General features: G+C 57.4%; 15 protein-coding genes. 3 read left to right on the forward strand and 12 right to left on the reverse strand.

The genetic code is table 11. The features are described 5' to 3' along the window. Positions 1-61 precede the first annotated feature (61 nt). The 8 genes from alaS to dapA all read right to left on the reverse strand — a co-directional run bounded on the left by alaS (position 62) and on the right by dapA (position 9,784). Positions 62-2,710 (reverse strand): alanine--tRNA ligase, encoded by a 2,649-nt coding sequence (alaS, locus tag RB602_RS11470; protein WP_317080716.1) that lies wholly within the window; start codon positions 2,708-2,710, stop codon positions 62-64. 209 nt (positions 2,711-2,919) lie between these two features. Next, positions 2,920-3,405: a DUF4410 domain-containing protein gene (locus tag RB602_RS11475; protein WP_317080717.1), complete on the reverse strand. Its 486-nt coding sequence runs from the start codon at positions 3,403-3,405 to the stop codon at positions 2,920-2,922. A gap of 202 nt (positions 3,406-3,607) precedes the next feature. Then, complete coding sequence (recA, locus tag RB602_RS11480; protein ID WP_317080718.1) at positions 3,608-4,681, reverse strand: recombinase RecA; 1,074 nt, start codon at positions 4,679-4,681, stop codon at positions 3,608-3,610. A gap of 92 nt (positions 4,682-4,773) precedes the next feature. Beyond that, a complete protein-coding gene (locus tag RB602_RS11485) occupies positions 4,774-5,136 on the reverse strand; it encodes a response regulator (protein WP_317080720.1) in 363 nt (120 codons plus the stop codon). After that, positions 5,133-7,604: a response regulator gene (locus RB602_RS11490; RefSeq protein ID WP_406568357.1), complete on the reverse strand. Its 2,472-nt coding sequence runs from the start codon at positions 7,602-7,604 to the stop codon at positions 5,133-5,135. Before RB602_RS11490 ends, RB602_RS11485 begins: the two co-directional genes overlap by 4 nt. 68 nt (positions 7,605-7,672) lie before the next feature. Then, entirely contained in the window at positions 7,673-8,221 is a 549-nt protein-coding gene (locus RB602_RS11495; protein ID WP_317080722.1) for a DUF2062 domain-containing protein, read from the reverse strand. Positions 8,222-8,248: 27 nt separating this feature from the next. After that, positions 8,249-8,731, reverse strand: coding sequence for an SsrA-binding protein SmpB (smpB, locus tag RB602_RS11500; RefSeq protein WP_317080723.1), 483 nt, complete (start codon positions 8,729-8,731; stop codon positions 8,249-8,251). A gap of 177 nt (positions 8,732-8,908) precedes the next feature. Then, the gene (dapA, locus tag RB602_RS11505) at positions 8,909-9,784 is read right to left on the reverse strand and encodes a 4-hydroxy-tetrahydrodipicolinate synthase (RefSeq protein WP_317080724.1); all 876 of its coding nucleotides are present in this window, start codon (positions 9,782-9,784) and stop codon (positions 8,909-8,911) included. A 131-nt stretch (positions 9,785-9,915) separates the two neighbouring features. Here dapA and RB602_RS11510 point away from each other — a divergent pair, with 131 nt between their 5' ends. The 3 genes from RB602_RS11510 (at position 9,916) to RB602_RS11520 (ending at position 12,988) form a co-directional block, all read left to right on the forward strand. Then, positions 9,916-11,943, forward strand: a complete 2,028-nt coding sequence (locus RB602_RS11510) for a lytic transglycosylase domain-containing protein (protein ID WP_317080725.1) — start codon at positions 9,916-9,918, stop codon at positions 11,941-11,943. A gap of 126 nt (positions 11,944-12,069) precedes the next feature. Beyond that, complete coding sequence (locus RB602_RS11515) at positions 12,070-12,555, forward strand: GreA/GreB family elongation factor (RefSeq protein ID WP_317080726.1); 486 nt, start codon at positions 12,070-12,072, stop codon at positions 12,553-12,555. Then, the gene (locus tag RB602_RS11520) at positions 12,545-12,988 is read left to right on the forward strand and encodes a hypothetical protein (RefSeq protein WP_317080727.1); all 444 of its coding nucleotides are present in this window, start codon (positions 12,545-12,547) and stop codon (positions 12,986-12,988) included. The genes RB602_RS11515 and RB602_RS11520 overlap by 11 nt, the downstream gene beginning before the upstream one ends. A 67-nt stretch (positions 12,989-13,055) precedes the next feature. Here the strand turns inward: RB602_RS11520 and RB602_RS11525 are convergent, their stop codons facing one another. The 4 genes from RB602_RS11525 to aspS form a co-directional block, all read right to left on the reverse strand. Then, positions 13,056-13,844 (reverse strand): polyphosphate kinase 2 family protein, encoded by a 789-nt coding sequence (locus RB602_RS11525; protein WP_317084516.1) that lies wholly within the window; start codon positions 13,842-13,844, stop codon positions 13,056-13,058. Positions 13,845-13,983: 139 nt separating this feature from the next. After that, the gene (locus RB602_RS11530) at positions 13,984-14,358 is read right to left on the reverse strand and encodes a type II toxin-antitoxin system VapC family toxin (protein WP_317080728.1); all 375 of its coding nucleotides are present in this window, start codon (positions 14,356-14,358) and stop codon (positions 13,984-13,986) included. A 14-nt stretch (positions 14,359-14,372) separates the two neighbouring features. After that, positions 14,373-14,774 (reverse strand): hypothetical protein, encoded by a 402-nt coding sequence (locus tag RB602_RS11535; protein ID WP_317080729.1) that lies wholly within the window; start codon positions 14,772-14,774, stop codon positions 14,373-14,375. Between the two features lie 41 nt (positions 14,775-14,815). Beyond that, complete coding sequence (gene aspS / locus RB602_RS11540; RefSeq protein ID WP_317080730.1) at positions 14,816-16,597, reverse strand: aspartate--tRNA ligase; 1,782 nt, start codon at positions 16,595-16,597, stop codon at positions 14,816-14,818. Positions 16,598-16,674: the final 77 nt, after the last annotated feature.

Genomic DNA, 16,674 nt, shown 5'->3' on the forward strand with positions numbered 1-16,674 from the left:
TCGTGCGAAACAAAACTAAGAGCCGCTTGCGCGGCGCTGGCGATGTTGCTCAAAGCCCCGCTTAACCCGCAATCGCAGCGCGCACAGCGGCCAGTGCATCGTCCGCCGCATCACCATTCGGTCCCCCACCCTGCGCCATGTCGGGGCGGCCACCGCCGCCCTTGCCGCCCAGCGCTTCGACCGCAACGCGCACCAGATCGACCGCGCTATGGCTTTCGACCAGATCATCAGTAACGCCGACAGCGGCAGCAGCGCGGCCGTCATTGACCGCGATCATCACCGCAACGCCGCTGCCCAGATCGGCCTTGGCATTGTCGAGCAGGCCGCGCAGTTCCTTGGGGTTAAGCCCGTCAAAGCACTGGCCGCGAAACCGAACATCGCCAATGCTTTCATCAGCGGCAGGCTTATCGTCGCCGCCACCAGCATTGCCCGCCAATGCCAGTTTCTTACGGCTCTCGGCAAGCTCTTGTTCGAGCTTTTTGCGTTCTTGCACCAAAGCTGCGACGCGCTCGGTGACTTCCGCCGGAGATGTTTTGAGCGCGCTCGCGGCTTCTTGCAACGCATGGTCGCGCTGCACCAGCCAGTCGCGCGCCGCCTCTCCCGTCAGCGCCTCAATCCGGCGCACACCACCCGAGACAGCGCTTTCCGAGGCGATATGCAACAGACCAATATCGCCCAGTGCATTGACATGCGTACCGCCGCACAGTTCGACCGAATAGTCACTGTCATCCCATGCGCCCATGGAGAGCACGCGGACCTCATCGCCATATTTCTCACCAAACAGCGCCAGCGCGCCTGCGGCCACGGCATCATCGGGGGCCATCAGCCGGGTCTGGACCGCATCATTGCCGCGTATCTGCGCGTTGACCTCGGCCTGGATCGCCGCGATCTCTTCGGGCGTGACCGCCTTGGGATGCGAGAAATCAAAGCGCAGGCGATCTTCGGCAACAAGGCTGCCCTTTTGCGTGACATGCTCGCCGAGATGACGGCGCAGTGCGGCGTGCAGCAAATGCGTTGCGCTGTGGTTCGCACGCAGGCGATCACGACGTCCGCCATCAACACGGAGGGTGACGGTATCGCCTGTGGTCAGAGCGCCGTCGGTCATGGTGATATGGTGCGCATGCAAACGTCCCAATGGCTTGCTGACGGTTTCCACGCTGGCGATCTGGTTGTCGCCGGATAGCACCGTACCGCTATCGCCTTCCTGCCCACCGGATTCGCCGTAAAAGGGCGTCTGGTTGGTGAGCAATATGCCGCTATCGTCCGCTTTGAGCGCATCAACCTCGGCACCGTCGCGGATCAGCGCGACGACTACGCCATCGCCGCGTAGCGCGGTATAGCCGGTAAATTCGGTGCTGCCCTCGCGCTCGGCAATGTCGAACCAGATATCATCCGAGGCGGTTTCGCCCGAGCCTTTCCATGCGGCGCGTGCGGCAGCCTTCTGTTCCGCCATGGCAGCGTCGAAACCGGCGCGATCCACGCTGATATCCTGTGCGCGCAGGGCGTCTTCGGTCAGGTCATAGGGGAAGCCATAGGTGTCATAGAGCTTGAATGCGGTTTGACCGGGCAGCGTATCACCCGCTTTCAAATCTGCGACAGCCTCATCTAACAGCTTCAGACCCTTATCGAGGGTTTTGCGGAAGCGGATTTCCTCGCGTTCCAAGGTCTCGGCGATAAGCGGCTGTGCGCGCGCGAGTTCGGGATAGGCCTGCCCCATCTGACTGACCAGTGTCGGCACCAGACGGTGCATCAGCGGCTCGGACGCGCCGAGCAGATGCGCATGGCGCATAGCGCGGCGCATGATGCGGCGCAGCACATAGCCGCGGCCTTCATTGGCGGGCAGAACGCCATCGGCGATGAGGAAGCTGGTCGAGCGCAGATGGTCGGCGATAATGCGGTGACCGGCATTATCGGCATCGTCCGATCCGGTGAGGCGCACCGAGGCGCTGATCAGCTCTTCAAAGGTATCGGTGCGGTAATTGTCGTGCGTGCCTTGCAAGACCGCGGCGATACGCTCCAGGCCCATGCCGGTGTCGATGCTCGGTTTGGGCAGCGGATTGAGCGTGCCGTCTGCATCGCGGTCATATTGCATGAAGACGAGATTCCATATCTCGACAAAGCGGTCGCCATCCTCGTCCGGGCTGCCCGGAGGGCCGCCGGGGATGTGGTCGCCATGATCGTAGAAGATTTCGCTGCACGGGCCGCAGGGGCCAGTGTCGCCCATTGACCAAAAATTGTCATCGGTGGCGATGCGGATGATACGCTCATCGGGCAGGCCGGAAATACGCTGCCACAATGCGAATGCTTCATCATCATCATGATAAACGGTAACGGTCAACTTGTCCGCTGCAATGCCCCAGACTTTGGTCAGCAATTCCCATGCGTGGCTGATCGCGTCTTCCTTGAAATAATCGCCAAAGGAGAAATTGCCGAGCATCTCAAAAAAGGTGTGGTGACGTGCGGTATAGCCGACATTGTCGAGGTCATTATGCTTGCCGCCAGCGCGGACGCATTTCTGCGATGAGGTTGCGCAAGGCGCGGGCGCGCTTTCAAGGCCGGTAAACACATTTTTGAACGGCACCATCCCGGCATTGACAAACATCAATGTCGGGTCCGCCTGTGGGATCAGCGGTGCAGAGGCAATGGCTTTGTGGCCCTTGCCTGCAAAGAAATCGAGAAAGCTCTGCCGAATGTCATTGGTCGAAGTCATTCAGGCGATTTAGGGTAGCGTTTAGACCGAGGCAAGGCTTTGCTTGCGCCGTCGGCAACAACATAGGTCGAGCGCTATTGCATATTGCGATCATGGCGGACGCCAAAGGACACTTGCCCCAATACCTTTGGTCAGTCCACCAGTTTGGCGCCTTCTAAAGTGAATGTATCGACCAACACCCGGCAGCAGCTCGGTGGAAGCCCCCGCAGTCAGTTGTGAAACTGCGTATGGGCGTACTCAGCCACTTCCTCAATCGCTTCCTGAATGCCGGACTTGTTCGAGCCACCAAAAAAACCGCCTGACACGGTGCCTTCACCACGAACGGTAGACATCACCGTACCATTGGGATCGACAAAATCGACCTCCATCACGACTTTTGAACCACCCGCAAAAGGCCCGGCAAAATAGCGAGTTGTCTGACTTCCCTCATCAAAAGCCAGATAGCGATAGCGGACGGTCATGCCATCGCCCTTTGTGAATAGAGGTTCATCACCGCCGAAAAAGGCTTCTTCCATTTCCTTCTGCGTATAGGTGAGGTTTTCTTCATCGACCTCGACAGTCGAATTATCGTAAACGATATTCGCGCTATCCGAACGATATGTGCTGGAATTGGGTCTTTCTACCAACAATGAACTATTTGCACATGCAGCTACACTCAATGCCATTGCGCTTGCCAATATAACCTTTTTCAGCATCCTACTTCCTCGTCATTTCAACAGTATCTTGTCGCTTTTGTCGATGTGAAGGCAGCGCATCATCGCTGCTCACGCTGGCGAATACCGTAATGTACCTTGACGAGGAAGAATTACAAAGTGTGCGCTATTGGCAAGTCAAATCCTGTTTTCAGAACAAGAATATGCATCAGCTCAATCGGTTGTCGAGCTGATGCACACAATATTACGCGTCACTATCGGCGTCTGGTCCGGTCATCATCTCTTCAGCAACTTCATCTTCCTTGCCGCGAATGGCGTTTTCCAGTTTTGTCATCATTTCCGGATTTTCCTTGAGGAAGGTCTTGGCATTTTCGCGGCCCTGGCCGATGCGGACCGAGTCGTAAGAGAACCAGCTTCCGGATTTCTCGACCAGCCCGGCCTTGACGCCGAGGTCAAGTATCTCGCCAATCTTGGAGATGCCCTCGCCATACATGATATCGAACTCGACCTGCTTGAACGGTGGTGCGACCTTGTTCTTGACGACCTTCACCCGGGTGGAGTTGCCGATAATTTCATCGCGATCCTTGATCTGGCCGGTGCGGCGGATGTCGAGACGGACCGAGGCATAGAATTTGAGGGCATTACCGCCGGTGGTGGTTTCCGGATTGCCATACATCACGCCGATTTTCATGCGCAGTTGGTTGATAAAGATCACCATACAGCGCGAACGGCTGATCGAACCGGTCAACTTACGCAGCGACTGGCTCATCAAACGCGCCTGCAGGCCGACATGGCTGTCGCCCATCTCGCCTTCAATTTCCGCGCGCGGCACCAATGCAGCAACCGAATCGATCACCAGCACATCAATCGCATTGGAACGCACCAGCGTATCGGCAATTTCCAGCGCCTGCTCGCCGGTATCGGGCTGCGATACGATCAGCTCGTCAATATCGACACCGAGCTTTTTGGCATAGACCGGATCAAGCGCATGTTCGGCGTCGACAAATGCCGCCGTGCCACCGGTTTTCTGCGCTTCCGCCACGGTGTGCAGCGCCAGCGTTGTCTTGCCCGAGCTTTCAGGGCCATAAATCTCAATCACCCGGCCCCGCGGCAGTCCGCCTATGCCCAGCGCTATATCCAACCCCAGCGAGCCGGTGGACACCGCCTCAATATTCATCGCCTCGCGTGAGCCCAGCTTCATCGCCGAACCCTTGCCAAATGCGCGGTCTATCTGTGCCAGTGCGGCGTCTAGTGCTTTTTGCCGATCCATAGTCTTTGTCTGCTTCTCTGCGTCAACGAGTTTCAACTGTCCGGCCATGTGCCTGCTCCCGTGCTAGATGCCTAATTGCAATCAATCAATGGAGAAGCTGTACCGGATTTGTTCTATAAGAACAAGGGGTGAACATAAATTTATCCATCAAGCGTGGAAAGCGCCTCCTCCAGACTGGTGAGAGAAAAGGGCTTGGCCAGCTTTTGCACCGGCTTCACACCATCAGGTGGCGTCGCAGCATTATCGCCACTGGCGACCAGAAACGGAATACCGCGCTGCTGCAATTGCTGCACCAAGGGCCAGCTTTCTCCATCGCTTAGGTTGAGATCGAGAATCGCCGCATTTACGTGGCCCTGCTCCAGCACTTGCATAGCGGCGCTGCAGCTGTCGACCACTGCGGCGACATCATGGCCAAGCGTCTCGATAATATCCTCGAGCATCATGGCGATCATCGATTCATCTTCAGCGATCAGGAAATTTTTGCGCGTCTCTACCATTGTCATGCCTCAGCCTTGCTACGGCATTTGCGCAAGGCCTTTTGCGCGCTGTCGCAAATCTGCGCCACGGTGAACGGTTTGGGTAGAAAGCCCATATTATCGACATCAATCGACTTGCGTAGCTGCTCCTCGGCATAGCCCGACATGAAGATCAGCGGCACCTGCGGGTCACGCTCGCGGATGATGCGCGCCATAGCAGGGCCATCCATCACTGGCATAACAACATCCGAAATCACCAGATCAATATCATCATGTGCGGCGAATTGCTCGACGCCATCCTCGCCATCGCTCGCGGTGATAACGCTATAGCCCTGGCGGGTCAGCGCGCGTTCAGCCACGGCCCGCACCATATCCTCATCTTCGACGAGCAATATCGTGCCGCTGCCCCATTGCTCATCGGGTGCGTCCTCAAAGGACTTGGCTTCCGGTTCGGCCGCAACCTCGCCGCGCATGTCGTGCACCGGGAAGTAGATCGAGAAGGTGGTACCCTCACCCAGCGCTGAATCGACAAAGATATAACCGCCCGACTGTTTGACGATGCCGTAAACGGTGGAGAGGCCGAGGCCAGTGCCCTTGCCGACATCCTTGGTGGTGAAAAACGGCTCAAATATCTTGGCCTGATTTTCGGCGCTAATGCCGCATCCCTGATCACGCACAATAATCGCGGAATAATCGGCGACCGGCAGTACATCGCTGTTCATTGCGCGCACATCGCTGGCACTGATCCGCTTTGTCTCAATACTCAGTATGCCGCCCTGTTCCATGGCGTCGCGGGCATTGACGGCAAGGTTGATAATCACCTGCTCCAGCTGCCCCGGGTCGGCGCGGATCGCGCCCAGATTGCGGTCATGCCGCACTTCCAGCGTTACTTTCTCACCAATCAGGCGCTGCAACAAATGCGAGGTTTCGGCAATAACATCGGGCAGTTGCAGTATTTGCGGTCGCAATGTCTGTTGCCGGGAAAAGGCGAGTAGCTGCCGCGTCAGGCTGGCGGCGCGGCCGGCATTATTCTTGATCTGCTGCACATCATCATAATCGCTGTCTCCAGGGCTATGGCGCAGCAACATCAGGTCGCAATGACCGAGAATGGCGGTGAGCACATTGTTGAAATCATGCGCCACGCCGCCGGCAAGCTGGCCCACAGCCTGCATCTTGGTGGCTTGTGCTACCTGCTGCTTGAGCGTCGCTTCCTCGCTGCTATCGCGCAGAGAGAGCAGCACCGCCGCATCGCCAAAACCGCGCACGCCGGCGATGCTGAGCGATACCGGTTCCTCCGGCTGATGCCGAAAGCGCACCGCCAAATCACCGCCCTGCGCCGGGCCGGAGGCAAAGCGCCGCACCGCATCCGCCATCGCCGCCTTGTCATCGGCAATCACCAGATCACCCGGATAGGAAGGCGGTGAGTCGTCGGCGATACCGCTGGCCTTGGCAAAGGCGCTATTGGCAAAAAGAAACCTGCCATCACGGCTGACCATTGCCAGTCCAAAGGGCAGCAGCGACAGCATCATTTCCAACTGCAAAAGCGTAGAATCGCTGCGTGATGAGATGTTCTGGCGATCTAGCAATAGCACCAAGGCGGGGTGCTCACTCTCGCTGCCATCCATCGCCACATCATTGTCGGTCAGCGGCATATGCAGCAGATGCAGCGCCGGACCGGTTTGCCCTTCACGCTCAAAAAAGATGTTCTGTGCATCATCAACGCGCATGAAACTGGCGAAATCGCGACCAACCGCATTGGCATTGCCATCACCCATAGCCCGTAAGGCGAACGCACTGTTGACAGAACGGATGCGCCCTTCCGGCCCAACCACCGCAGCGATCAGCCCGGCATTGCTCGCCACCCTGCCCGCAGCGCCGCCGACCAGCCGCTTGGCCTCTTCCACCACACTCGCCTGCAGCAAAGCCCTAAAACGCCAGAGCAGATGGTCCTCCGCGCGGCCAATGCGCAGCACTTCCAGTGCATAGTCATTGCCCTGATGCCGCAGCGAGTCCGCCTCAGCCGCACCATCGCGCCACGCCGCGCGCCCGGCTTCCATCGCGATGGCTGCACTGCCGCTGTCCAGCTTGAGGTCTGTGGGCGGCACATATTGACCAAATGTGCGGGCATAGAGCGCATTGGCACAGACCAGCCTGCCCGCACGATCGGTAACCGCGATAATCTGATCGCTCTGATCGGCAACAGCAGAGGTGATCGCCCAGTCGGCGATATAGCTATCCAATTCGCTCGCATCTGATGTCGCCGAGACATAAAACCAGACAAGCGCGGCAAAGAACGCCATGGCTCCCGCAAGAAGCAGGGCGATCATCGTCTCGCCGGTCAACAGATAGGCGCTGGCGACGGTAATCGCCATGGCGGCAAACACAGCGGCGGCCACCGGCTTGGGGAAGCCCGTCGCATCATCGTCCGCAGCGATCAGGCTGTCCGCCCTGCTATTCACGCGTAAACGCCCTCTTTCCTGTCCATAGTCGCGCATGCTTTATGCGCTTTTACCGCGCGCAGGAAAACCACCTGCACCAAGTTATCCGCGCCAAAACCGGGAACTCAAACGCTTCGTCTCAATAGGACCTGCGAACGGCGGCGCTTATGGGCGATCCAGTAACGCCAGCCAAAGGAACTGATGACATAGCCCAATGTCGCCGAAACGATTGCGAGGAAAGCAAAACCGAAAGCCGTGACACCGGTTTGCAGGAAAAGCCAGTTGACCCATTCGCCAAGAGTGCTGCGCATCTGGGTATTGAGTGGTTCGCCAAAGGTCATGGAATCGATCTGCAATATGAACTTACCGGTCTTGTTTGCGAGAATGCCCCACAGGCCGATGGTCAGCGGATTTGTAATGAAGGTGGTGAGCGCCGCCACTGGCACATTGGCGCGCAAGGCAGGTGCGAGAAACGCCGCAAGAAATATCTGGCCGAGGGGAATGATAAACGCAGCGAACATGCCGAGGGCCACACCACGCGGCACCGAACGGCGGGTGAAACGCCATAATTCTGAGCGCAGGAAACGGTGCGCAATAGGGCGCATATAGCGGTTGCGCTCCATGCTCTCGCGCGTCGGCATCTTGGCGAGAATCCAGGCCCAGACGCTTTTCATGCGCAATAATTCCGAAAAGAGGACATCTTAGCCATTATCTTTAAGTAGGCGTCCCTGTTGGCGTTTCCAATCGCGCTCTTTGATGGTCGCGCGTTTGTCCGGCGCCTTTTTGCCCTTGGCCAGCGCTAGTTCGACCTTGGCGCGACCTCGCGAATTGAAATAGATGGAGAGCGGCACCAGCGTCATGCCCTTGCGCGCCACCGCCCCATGCATCTTGTTGATCTCGCGCTCATGCAGCAGCAATTTACGCGGGCGCTTGGGGTCATGGTTGAAGCGGTTGCCATGACTGAATTCCGGGATATTGGCGTTGATCAGAAAGACCTCGCCATCCTTCACTTCGGCATAGCTCTCGGCAATCGAGCCCTCACCAAAGCGCAGGCTCTTTACCTCGGTACCCTGCAACGCAATGCCCGCTTCAAAGACATCATCAATAGCAAAATCAAACCGCGCACGACGGTTCTCCGCGACGGTTTTTGCCTTGTCAAAAGTGCTGTGTTTGGGCCTGGCCATGAGGGTTGTTTCTAAACGTCTTACTATTGTTCTTCTTGATACCGCTCTTGCCGTTCGTCTCGCGCGAAGTCGAGAGACATTGCGCGAAATGTCTCGACTGCGCTCGACACGAACGGATAGGGTTAGCTGTTTGTTGCCTTAATAGCCGCGCATTGCCTTATTCAAGCTTAACACAGCCTAGATCAGGCCCGCATGGGCCAGTGCGGCGTCCACAGCCTTGCAGCTTGCCGCCGATGGCGGTGTCATCGGCAGGCGCAGTTCTGCGGGGAAATCGGCAATCACCTTGCTCATCGCATATTTGACCGGACCCGGCGAAGCATCGGAAAACAGGGCTTTGTGCAACGGAAACAGCCGATCCTGCAACGCCAGTGCCCGGTCCATATCCTTCGCATCCAGTGCCAGCTGGAATTGCGCGCACAATTCCGGCGCAACATTGGCGGTGACCGAGATGCACCCTGCCCCGCCCATCGCACGATGGCCGAGTGCAACATCATCATTGCCCGATAGCTGGCAAAAATCTGATCCGATATGGGCGCGATGATCGCTGACCCGGTCCAGCTCGCCCGTCGCATCCTTGACACCGACAATGCTGGGATATGCCGCCAGTTCGGCCATGGTCTCACAGCTGATATCGGTTACCGTGCGCGAGGGGACATTATAGACGACAATCGGCAGATCGCAGCCTTCAACCAATGTCGCAAAATGCGCTTTGATGCCTTCCTGATTAGGCCGGTTATAATAAGGCGGTACCACCAGCGCCGCCGCTGCGCCCGCCGCTTTGGCGGCATGCATATGCTCCAGCGCCACCTTGGTATCATTGGAGCCGCAACCGGCAATCACTGGCACTCTTCCGGAGGCTTGTTCGATACATACGGCAACCACATGATTATGCTCGGCAATTGTCATTGTCGCCGCTTCACCCGTTGTGCCGCAAGGAACCAGTGCGCTGCTGCCCATGGCGATCTGCCAGTCAATCAGGGCGCGAAATTCTTTTTCCGCAAACGATCCGTCGCAAAAGGGAGTCGCCAGAGCCGGAATGGAACCGGAAAACATGGATTTGCTCCTAAAAAGTCGCCACTAGGGCATTGTTGCGTCTGGCAACAGAGATATTACCTTCGAATATTAATCCATTGCCTGCAATGTGTTCAGCGCCTGATAAGGAGCAAAGGCCCATAATGTCCAGCATGACATCATTTTTCCCCGCACCTAAAGTGCCCGCTCGTTCATTTTCCCGTTCCATCATCACCCTGCTTGCCGCCACCGCGCTCAGCGTGCCCATGGCCTGCGCTGCCCAGCCCAGCGGCCCGGAAAGCGACTGGGAACGCGCCCGTTCCGTGCTGCAAGACCGGACATCGGGCAATATCAATGCCGCGATTGACCGCTGGGAAACGCTGCGCAAATCGGGCAATTACAGCTTTGAGGAATATGCCAGCTTCCTGGTCAACTATCCCGACTGGCCCTATGAGAGCCGTTTCCGCCGCAATGCGGAACAGGCGATCAATATGGAGAGCTATTCGCCGACACAGGTGCTCGCCTATTTTGACCGCTTCCCGCCCGTCACCAACACCGGTCGCGCCCGCTATGCCGTCGCGCTCAACACCGCCGGTCAGCGCGACAAGGCGGTAGAGGTCGCGCGCGAAGCATGGCGCAACGGCACCATGACCGAGCCAGATGAGGCGCGGATGCTCGGCCTGTTTTCCAGCGAATTCACCGTCGCCGATCATGATGCACGCATGGATGCGCTGCTCTGGGCCAATGCCGCCAGCCGCGCCAATGCTCAGCTCAGTTTCGTATCGCCGCAAAAGCGCCCGGTTTATGCCGCGCGCCTTAACATGATCCGCAAACAGCCGGTTAATCATGCCAGCCTGCCCGATAGTGTGCGCAGCGATCCGGGATATCTCACTGCCTATGCGACACGGCTGCGCGCATCGGGGAATTCGATCACCTCGCGCAATCTGCTTGCCAATCGTCCCAAGCTGGCCAGCTATCCCCTTGATGCAGAAGAATGGTATGAAACGCTGCTGGTCAATGCCCGCGCCGCCGCAAATGATAGCCAATGGACGCTGGCCTATAATATCGCCTCCAAGGTTGATGACGCCTTCCCCGAAGGCACAGATATCAGCCAGGAAAATCTGGGCGTCCGGGATGACTATACCAGCCTGACATGGCTGGCAGGCACCACCGCCCTGCAGAAACAGCGCCAGCCCGCCAAGGCTGTCGGCATGTTCGCCCGCTATGGCAATGCGGCGCAAACCCCGCAAACCCGTTCCAAGGGCTTTTACTGGGCGGGTAAGGCCGCGGCAGAAGCTGGCGACACGGCGCAGGCGGAAAAATACTTCTCCATGGCCGCGCAATATGATGACCATTTTTACGGGCAACTGGCGGTTGAAAGGCTGGGACGCGAAGTCGGCCCCTTTGCAACATCGGCCCCGTCTGACCGGGTAAACATGACCGATCGCGGCCAGTTTAACAGCGACCGTCTGGTACAGGCGGCCAAGCTGGCCACCCGGCGCAGCGGCGACTGGCGGGTGCATAACAGCTTCTTCCGCGCCCTCTCCGCCCGCGCGGAAAGCGAAAGCGATTTTCTGCTGCTCGGCGAACTCTCAAAAGAAATCGGTCGCCGCGATCTTGCGGTGATTGCCGGGCAAAGCGCCCGCAAACAGGGTATAGATCGGCTGCAGGCGATTGCCTTCCCCGATATGCCGGTGCCCGGCGGTTATCAGAATAACTGGACCTTTATCCACGCGATCACCCGGCAGGAAAGCCAGTTCAGCCAGCGCGCCGTCAGCCACGCCAAGGCGCGCGGTCTGATGCAGCTTCTCCCCTCCACCGCGCGCGAACAGGCGGGCAAGATCGGCATGGCCTATAATTTCGGCTCGCTGACCGAGGATCCGCTGTACAATATACGCTTGGGCTCCAGCTATTTCGAGCGTATGCGCCGTTATTATGGTGGCAGCTATCCGCTGGCGGCAGCGGCCTATAATGCCGGCCCCGGCAATGTGAACAAATGGCTGCGCCGCAATGGCGACCCGCGCACCGGCGCGATTGGTATCATCGAATGGATTGAGAAAATCCCGATTTTCGAGACCAAAAACTATGTCCAGCGGGTGATGGAAAACGCCGTGGTCTATGATGTGATGCATCCCGACAAGGCGGGCTATAACGGCCCCAATCGCCTCAGCCACTATCTCGGCAAGCGCACACCGGGTTGAGGCTTGAATATTCTATTTCAACAAGACCGTTAGGGCTGAGCCTGTCGAAGCCCGTTTCTCAGTTAAGAACGAACCTGAGAGACACCCTTCGACAGGCTCAGGGTTAACGGTTATATGTATGACCGCATGCCCACTACCCAACCCAAGCCCAACTATATCAGCGCCCAGGGCCTTGCCGCCCTGCAAGCACGCTATGATGCGCTGTTCCATGGCGAGCGGCCCAAGGTGGTGGAAACCGTCAGCTGGGCCGCAGGCAATGGCGACCGTTCGGAAAATGGCGACTATATTTACGGCAAAAGGCGGCTACGCGAAATCGACCGCGAAGTGCGCCACCTGTCGCGGCGGATCAAACAGGCCGAAGTGATCGACCCCGCCGCGCATCCCGACAAGAGCCGGATATTCTTCGGCGCGACGGTCGAACTGGCAGATGGAGATGATAACCGCCGAACGGTGACGCTGGTCGGCGATGACGAGGCCGATGCCGGAGCAGGCCGGATCGGCTGGAACTCGCCACTGGCAGGCGCTTTGCGTGGTGCTTCCGTGGGTGATTTGCGGACAGTCAGATTGCCAGCGGGGCCGAAGGAATGGGAAGTGATGGCGATTGGCTATTGAGGCATGCCCATCCTGGAAACGAAGTTGGACAGAAGCAATCAGTCATTTGCATCAAAAAGTAGGCCAGAAAATGAAATACGAAAAGCCAAAATTTAGGAGCGACGAAGAGATACTAGTCATTCTTTCAAGAGAAGGCACATCGACGAACGACCGCATAGAAGCAGTCCTTTCCGCATTATATTACGGATCTAGCATACAATTTTCCGGTGATATTCTAATTGAAGAGTTCTCAAATGCTAAGTACCCAGAAAGAATTTATCTGAAAAATCTTTTTGAAACTTATTACGGTATGTGCGCAACTGATTATAGAATCGAAGACAGCATAAAGCTTTTAAAAGAATATATACATGAAAACCCTATAGATAAAGACGCAATAGAAACGACTATAGAAGCTATATTAGAGTATAAAGTTATGTACGCAAGTGGGCCGTAAGAATAAATAATAATAGAAGCTAGGGTAGCGGCTCTATGAATCTCAAATTACACCAATTCCCCCAAACCTATTCCTTCTCCGGCTTATACCCGAACGCTTTTTTCGCCAGCTTGACCAGCTCCGCGTCAATCTCCGGAAACTCCACAGGCACCGCCTCTTCCAGACGATCGGCAATATGGTTCATCACCGCGATGCGCGCGGCTTTTTTGTTGTTGCTGTCAAACACCGCCCAGGGCGCCCAGCGGGTGTCGGTATGGGCGAACATATCGGCATAGGCGGTGAGATACTCCTCGCGCCGGGCGCGGTTGCGGAAGTCATCTGCGGTCATCTTCCAGCGTTTGCGCGGCGTGTTGAGGCGGTCGGCAAAGCGCTTATCCTGCGTTTTTTGCGTCGTGTGCAGGAATATCTTGATCAGCGTAGTGCCATCATCGACCTGCTGCGCTTCAAATTCGTTGATCTCGTCATAGGCGCGGCGCCATTGTTCTTCGGTGCAAAAGCCTTCCACCCGCTCGACCAGCACACGGCCATACCAGCTGCGGTCAAACACCGAGATATTGCGCGTCCCCGGCAGATTGCGCCAGAAGCGCCAGAGGAAATGCCGTTCCTTCTCGGCCTTGCTCGGCGCGCCAATGGGATAGACCTCGAAATAGCGCGGGTCCCATTCGGCGGACATACGGCGGATGATGCCGCCCTTGCCCGCCGCATCCCAGCCTTCAAACACGATCATCGCGCGCTTTTGATGCACGATATGGGCAAAATGCACCCGCGCCAGCCGCCGCTGCACCGCTTTCAGCGCATCGCCATAATCGCCGTCAAAAGACGCACCCTTCTCATAATCTGACAGGTTTATCGTCATACGATCCCCAAATTGGCCGGTTAAACCGTGCATAGCATGATCCCCTTGCAACAGGTTTAATGCCACCAGTTTAATCCGCCGCGGTCAAGCCGCTTCCGCCACCATATTCGAGGGATTTGGCGAATGTCTCAATATGGGATCAGGCGGGGAGGCAGCGGATATCATAGCGCGCAAAGACAGAATCCGCCGTGACAATTACAGCATCCACACCCATGGCCTGGGCGATAATCATATGATCAAAAGGGTCGCCATGATGCCACGGCATTGCCTCGACCCTTGCGCAATCTTCAGCATTGAATGGCAGCAGGGTAAAGCGCTGGTCATCGAGCAATTGCATAATCGCATCACTGCTGATGCCCAGCTTGCCGATCTGATGTTTGATCGCAATCTCCCAAACCGAGGCAAAGCTGACAAAAGCCTCGCTGGCAGGGTCGGCAATGGCGGCGCGGACGCGTGGCTTTAACCGGGGGCTGTCCTCCAACCACCACAGCAGGATATGGGAATCCAGCAACAACCGCACGCGTCCGCTCAGTCCTGACCGTTGTCGTCGTCATATGGCCAAGCCTCAAACGAGGCGAGGATGTCCTCCGGCCATTCGTCGAAATCATCGGCCATGCCAATCTTGCCGCGCAATGCCCCGGGCTGACGTGGCTTACCATCGGGTGTAAACACCCATTTCCCATCGACAAAATAGGGCTGCCCCTCAGGGCCCTTGCCTGTTGGCGACGCCTTGGAGGCAGGCGCGGATTGTGCATGATTAAACGGCATGGCCTGCTCCTTCACTGTGTTTTGTGATGCCATATCTGGCCCTTCATCACCCGCAATCAGCTTCTCAAGGCACAGCTTCACCAGCCCGGACAGAGACAAGCCCTGTTCGGCGGCAAGGACGCGTGCCTTGCGATGCAAAGCGTCATCCAATGCGATCGTCACATTCTCACAGAATCACAAGTGCGGCGATGCGCGCTTGCAGATCACCCCTGTTTCGGCGGCTCGACCACGCGGACATGCAGTTCACGCAGCTGTTTGAAATCAGGCTGTGACGGCGCGCCCATCATCAGGTCTTCACCCTTCTGGTTCATCGGGAAGGCAATCACTTCGCGGATCGCTTCCTCGCCCGCAAGCAGCATCACGATCCGGTCGATCCCCGGTGCCGAGCCGCCATGGGGCGGTGCGCCCAGCTTGAACGCCTCGATCATCCCGGAGAATTCGCGGTCGACATCTTCCCGGCTGTAACCGGCAATCTCGAACGCCTTGTACATGATATCCGGACGATGGTTCCGGATCGCACCCGAGCTAAGCTCATAGCCGTTGCAGACAATGTCATATTGCCACGCCTTGATCTCCAGCGGGTCCACCGTCTCCAGCGCTTCCATCTCCCCTTGCGGCATGGAGAACGGATTGTGGCTGAAATCGATCTTCTTCGCGTCCTCATCATATTCGAACATCGGGAAGTCGACGATCCAGCAGAATTTGAAGCAGCCCTGTTCAATCAGACCGAGCTGCTCGCCAATCTGGGTGCGCGCGGCACCGGCGAGCTTGGCGGCGTCCTTTTCCTTGCCTGCAGCGAAGAACAGGCCGTCATCGGGGCCAAGGCCCAGTTCATTGTAGAGCTCTTCCATCCGCTCCGGGCCGTGGTTTTTGGCGATGGGGCCGCCAAATTCGCCGCCCTTGCGGGTGACATAGCCAAGCCCGGCAAAACCTTCGCCGCGTGCCCAGTTGTTCATGTCATCGAAGAACTTGCGGCTTTTTTCGTTGGTGTTCGGGGCCGGAATCACGCGAACGCATCCGCCGCCGCCAACGATTCTCTCGAACAGGCCAAAGCCGCTCTTTTCAAAGTGGCTGGTCACATCGCTGATAATCAGCGGGTTACGCAAATCGGGCTTGTCTGTGCCATATTTCAGCATTGCCTCGGCATAGGGAATGCGCGGGAATTCGCCCGACGGCGTTACAGTCTTGTCACCGGAGAACTCTTCAAAGCACCCGGCAAGCACCGGTTCCAATGCTTGGAACACGTCTTCCTGCGTGACAAAGCTCATTTCAAAGTCGAGCTGATAGAATTCCAGACTGCGGTCGGCACGCAGGTCTTCGTCACGAAAGCATGGCGCGATCTGGAAATAGCGGTCAAAGCCGGACATCATCAGCATCTGCTTGAACATCTGCGGCGCTTGCGGAAGCGCGTAGAAATTGCCCGGATGCATGCGGCTAGGCACGAGGAAGTCGCGCGCGCCCTCTGGCGAGGAGGCGGTCAGGATCGGTGTCTGAAACTCGGTAAAGCCCTGCTCCACCATCCGCTTGCGCAAGGATGTAATTACTGCCGAACGCAGCATGACATTGGCGTGCATCTTGTCACGGCGCAAATCGAGGAAGCGATAGCGCAAGCGAATATCTTCGGGATATTCCGCCTCACCAGCGACCGGCATCGGCAATTCTGCAGCTTCGGACTGGACGGTCACTTCGCGTGCCACCACTTCAATCTCGCCGGTCGGCAGATTGGGGTTCACCGTCTCGTCAGAACGCGCCAGCACTTCGCCCGTCACGGTGATCACACTCTCGGTGCGCAGCCGGTCAAGCTCGGCAAAGCAAGGGTTGTCGGTATCGGCAACAATCTGGGTAATGCCGAAATGATCGCGCAGATCGACAAACAGCACCCCGCCATGGTCGCGAGTGCGGTGAATCCAGCCGGACAGGCGAACGGTCTCACCAACCTGGGCCTTGCGAAGCGCGGAACAATTGTGCGTGCGATAGCTGTGCATGGAATAATCCTGATTATCTGTAAGCAGCGCGGGGCCTATGAAGCTTTTGTCACCTCGCCCGACGCGAAATATGTGCT

Source organism: Parasphingorhabdus sp. SCSIO 66989 (genome assembly GCF_032852305.1).
Lineage (GTDB): Bacteria > Pseudomonadota > Alphaproteobacteria > Sphingomonadales > Sphingomonadaceae > Alterisphingorhabdus > Alterisphingorhabdus coralli.